General features: G+C 69.7%; 1 protein-coding gene. It reads right to left on the reverse strand.

Annotated features, from left to right (window positions below; all coding sequences use genetic code 11):
- On the reverse strand, positions 1–565 hold a 565-nt coding region (locus FS320_RS44880; RefSeq protein WP_152718830.1), incomplete at both ends, for an IS701 family transposase.

Genomic DNA, 565 nt, shown 5'->3' on the forward strand with positions numbered 1-565 from the left:
GCATGCGCCAGCATGGATAAGGTGATGTGCCGGTGCCAGCCCGTCCACGAGCGCACCTCGTACTCGTCCAGCCCGGTCTCGCCCTTGGCCTCCTCAAAGCAGCTCTCGATCCGCCAGCGCATCCCCGCAATCCGCACGAGCGTGGACAGGGGCGTGTCGACCGGTGCCCAGGTGAGATAGAACGTGAACTGGTGCGGCCGGCCCTTCTTGCGGCGGATCAGCAGGCCGGACTTCCAGCCTGTCGGCGGGATGCCGTAGGGCAGATAGGCCCAGTCATACAGCCGTGGCCCCTTGGCGCCTTCGCCGGCACTCAGCCGTGCCCAGCCCCGGGCCGGCACGTCCTCGAGCCAGTCCTCGACCGGCTTGAGCCCGAGCCGCTGGGCCGAGGTCACGGCCAGCACATAGCCGCGCCCATGCGCCTCGATCAGGCGCCGCGTCTGATGGTCGGCGCCATAGAGGCAGTCGCCCACCACCCAGGCGCACGGCACCCCGGCCGCAAAGGCGCGCCTCAACAGCGCCTGTCCGAGCTTCGGCTTGGTGGTGAAGCACACCTCCTCCGGCACGC

The sequence above is a fragment of the Microvirga tunisiensis genome (assembly GCF_009296175.1).
GTDB classification, from domain to species: Bacteria; Pseudomonadota; Alphaproteobacteria; order Rhizobiales; family Beijerinckiaceae; genus Microvirga; species Microvirga tunisiensis.